Genomic DNA, 4,024 nt, shown 5'->3' on the forward strand with positions numbered 1-4,024 from the left:
TGCGGCGTGGTTCGCGCTCCCGTCTCAATCCTATTGGATCGGCCTTCTCCTGCTGCTCGGCGGCTTCATGCTTGGCGGGCTTTTGTTGGGGTCGCAAAGTCGGCTCGGACGGACGATTGTCGTCGCATGCGGCGTGATCGGCGCCGGACTTTTGCTGGTCTGGGGCCGCGCGTTGTGGGTGGCCGCTCCGGTGCTCGCCGTCCCGGTGGTGACCGAATTTTACGCCGTCGTCGAACGGGTCGAGCCGCTGCCGGCGAAGGGGCAGCTGCGCATTCTCGCACGGCCCCAACGGCGCACCGATCTGCCCCCGCGCGTTCGGCTGACGATGCGACGCGAGCAGGCAGCGGACCTCGTCGATGGTGAGACGATCGGCGTTCGCGCCCGCTTGATGCCGCCGCCGACCGCCAGTTTGCCGGGCGGTTATGACTTTGCCCAACGCGCGTGGTTCGATGGCATTGGTGCGGTAGGGACCGTGTTGGGGCAGGTTTCGCGCGCGCGGGGCGGCGGAAGTGCCACGCCGCCGCTGCGTGCGCGGCTCAGCGCGCATATCCACGACCAGATCGACGGATCGGCGGGCGGCATCGCCGCTGCACTGGTGACCGGGGATCGCGGGGCGATCAGCGGAGCGGATGAGGAGGCGATGCGGCGCAGCGGCTTGGCGCATCTCCTGTCGATCAGCGGGCTGCACGTGACCGCGGTGGTCGGCTTTGCGATGTTGTTGACGATGCGGCTGCTCGCGCTCAGTCGCCGCTTCGCGCTCGCGGGTTATGTCCTGCCGCTGGCCGCCGCCGCCGGCGCGATCGCCGGCGGGGCCTACACCCTCCTCGCGGGGGCAGAAGTTCCGACGCTGCGATCGTTCATCGCCGCCTTGCTCGTGCTCGTCGCATTCTTGATGGGGCGCGAGGCGCTGACATTGCGGTTGGTCGCGGCAGGGGCGTTGATCGTCCTGATCTGGCGTCCCGAATCACTCGCCGGGCCGAGTTTCCAGCTAAGCTTTGCGGCGGTCACCGCCATCATTGCGCTTCACGAAAGTCGGACGATGCGGAATTTCCTGACCCGGCGTGCGGAGCCTTGGCTGTTTCGATTCGGCCGCGGGATCGGCGGACTGCTGATCACCGGGCTGGTGGTCGAAGTCGCACTCGCCCCGATCGCGCTGTTTCACTTCCACAAGGCGGGGCTTTACGGTGCGCTTGCCAATGTGATTGCGATCCCGCTGACCACATTCGTCATCATGCCGTTCGAGGCGCTGGCGCTCTTGTTCGACAGCATCGGCCTAGGCGCGCCCTTCTGGTGGGTTGCCGAACAGGCGCTGCGCCTGTTGATCGCGCTTGCGCACGCCGTTGCCGACGCGCCGGGCGCGGTCGCCATGCTGCCCAGTTTCCCGCCCTGGGTTTCGCGCTGGCGGTTTTCGGGGGGCTATGGATATTGCTGTGGCAAACCGGCTGGCGCCGCGCCGGGCTTGTTCCGCTTGCCGCCGGGGTTGCAGTGTTGCTCGCCCAGCCGCGGCCCGACCTGCTCGTCACCTCCGATGGACGTCATATCGCTGCGGCACTTCCCGATGGCAGCTATGCGCTGCTGCGCGATCGGGCCGGCGACTATGTTCGCGATGCCATGGCGGAGGCGGCGGGCGTCGACGCGCCGCTCGGCGCACTCGCCGACCTCGATCACGTCGAATGCAACCTGGATTTCTGCCGCTGGAGTCATGGCGAAGGTGCGGCGCGGCGTATCATTCTGGCTTCACGCGGACGCGACCGGATTGAGGGCGCTGACATGGCGGAAGCCTGTGCCGCGGCCGATGTCGTGATCAGCGACCGATGGCTGCCGCGCGAATGTGTCGGCCGCTGGATGACCATCGATCGCGACAGCTTGGCTCAAAGCGGCGGGCTGGCGCTCTATCTGGGCGAAAAACCGAAAGCTGTCGCCAGCCTAACCACCGGCGACGCGCATCCATGGCGCTTGCCGCAGCAGCTTAGTGGTAACGACGAAGCAGTCCCGACAGCCGACCTTGAACGATGACCCGATCGGCGGGGTAGCGTTGCGGTTCATAGGCGCTGTTCGCCGGATCGAGTCGGATCATCCGGCCCTCGCGGCGGAAATATTTCAGCGTCGCATCCTGCCCGTCGACGAGTGCGACGACGATATCGCCCTCCCGCGCAGTGCTGGCTTTCTGGATCAACGCGTAATCGCCATCGAAAATGCCCGCTTCGACCATCGAATCGCCCGAAACTTCGAGAGCATAATGCTCGCCCGCGCCAAGGAGGGCGGCGGGAACCGCAAGATTATTGTGATCCTCGAACGCCTCGATCGGCACGCCAGCGGCAATTTTGCCGTGGAGCGGCACTTCGACGATGTCGTTGGCGGCGATCGGCCGCATCGCGGGGGCGGGCTGGCGCATCGGGACGATATTGTCGCGACGCTCCCGCACCGCTGGCTTCGCGGCATCGGGCACTTTAAGCACTTCAAGAGCGCGTGCCCGATTGGGCAGGCGGCGAAGAAAACCTCTTTCTTCCAAGGCGCTTATAAGTCGGTGTATACCCGATTTCGATTTGAGTCCGAGCGCCTCTTTCATCTCCTCGAACGACGGCGAGATACCGCTGCTGTCGAGCCGTTCCTGGATGAAGTGAAGCAGTTCATGCTGCTTTGCGGTCAACATCGGTCGTTCTCCATGATGGCCCGTTTAAATCCTGGGCCGGACATAGGGAGAACGATAGTGGAACAAAGCGGAACTTGTCAAGCGACAGCAATATAGTCCGCCATTTCGCCGCAATCGCGCGCTGCGGCGCCGATCTCGCGGATCAGGAGGGCGTCGGCCGTCGCGAGAGGCAGCGTCAGCCCGCTTTCCTGTCCGACGAGCGGCGACAGTCGCCCGCCATCGAGTCGCGCGCGCATATAATCGCGCCGCGTCCCCCCGGCTGCGAGCGGTGCGGCCAGCGGCGCGCGCTGCAAGAGCGGCAGCGGGTCGCGCGCGCCCGCAAGATGCCGGACAAGCGGCAGCAGGAACAGGGTGGCGGTAACAAAGGCCGACGAAGGATTGCCGGGGAGGCCGAGGAGGATCGCGTCCCCGAGCCTGCCTGCGATGAGCGGTTTGCCAGGACGCATTGCGATGCGCCAGAAATCGAGGCGCCCACCCGCCTGTTCGAGCGCGCCACGGACATGGTCATGGTCGCCGACGGATGCGCCGCCGACGGTGACGATGACGTCGTGACGTCGCGCCAATTCCTTGAGAATTTTCGCGATTTTATCCCGGTCGTCGGGAATATGGTGCGGCTGGATGGGGTCCGCGACATCGCCGGCGAGCATGGCCGCCAGCATAACGCCGTTGCTGTCAGGGATCTGGCCGGGGGCGATCGGGCGTCCCGGCTGCACAAGTTCGTCGCCCGTCGTCACAATCGCGATGCGCGGGCGCGTACCAACCGCGACCTGACCCGCACCGCTCATCGCCGCGGCGGCGATCGCGCCGGGAGTCAGGCGGGTTCCAGCGGGCAACAGGCGGTCGCCCGCCGCGAAATCTATCGCGCGCGCCCGAACATGGCGACCGCGCGCCTACGGGCCGTCGCCGATGAGCGCCAGCCGTCCGTCCGTGAACGCAACATCTTCTTGAACGACCACCGTGTCGGCGCCCTTCGGCAGCATGGCGCCGGTGAAGATGCGCATCGCTTCGCCCGCGCCGACCGTCAGCGCAGGCGCCGCGCCAGCAGCGGCTTCGCCGTTGACGATCCACGGCCCAGGCAGGTCGCTGAAACGAATCGCATAGCCGTCCATCGCCGACAGCGGCGCCGGGGGTTGGTCGCGCAGCGCGAGAATGTCGTGCGAAAGATAGCGGCCAAGACAGGATGAAAGAGCGACAATTTCGGTCCCGATCGGCTCGCGGATCGCAAGGAGCCGGGTTTGCGCCTCCGCGACCGGAAGCAGGTCCCCACTCATTCCGCGCGCCAGTCGCCCGAGCGGCCACCGCTCTTTTCGAGCAGACGGATGTCGCCAAGGACCATCGTTCGGTCGAGCGCCTTTGCCATGTCATAAAGGG

2 protein-coding genes and 2 pseudogenes are annotated in these 4,024 nt (G+C 66.3%); 1 reads left to right on the forward strand and 3 read right to left on the reverse strand.

Translation table 11 applies throughout. The features are described 5' to 3' along the window. Positions 1 to 1,804, forward strand: a 1,804-nt coding sequence (locus tag A3E77_RS01995; RefSeq protein ID WP_293643235.1) for a ComEC/Rec2 family competence protein, incomplete at its 5' end; no start/stop codon positions are given. A 165-nt stretch (positions 1,805 to 1,969) separates the two neighbouring features. Here the strand turns inward: A3E77_RS01995 and lexA are convergent. The 3 genes and pseudogenes from lexA to moaC form a co-directional block, all read right to left on the reverse strand. Then, complete coding sequence (gene lexA, locus A3E77_RS02000) at positions 1,970 to 2,653, reverse strand: transcriptional repressor LexA (RefSeq protein WP_293643236.1); 684 nt, start codon at positions 2,651 to 2,653, stop codon at positions 1,970 to 1,972. 77 nt (positions 2,654 to 2,730) lie between these two features. Then, positions 2,731 to 3,924 (reverse strand): annotated as a pseudogene (locus A3E77_RS02005) (molybdopterin molybdotransferase MoeA). Beyond that, positions 3,921 to 4,024 (reverse strand): annotated as a pseudogene (gene moaC, locus A3E77_RS02010) (cyclic pyranopterin monophosphate synthase MoaC); the annotation flags it as partial. The pseudogenes A3E77_RS02005 and moaC, both read right to left, overlap by 4 nt.

Origin of the sequence: Sphingopyxis sp. RIFCSPHIGHO2_12_FULL_65_19 (genome assembly GCF_001830555.1) — a bacterium.
In the GTDB taxonomy this organism is placed as follows: Bacteria; Pseudomonadota; Alphaproteobacteria; order Sphingomonadales; family Sphingomonadaceae; genus Sphingopyxis.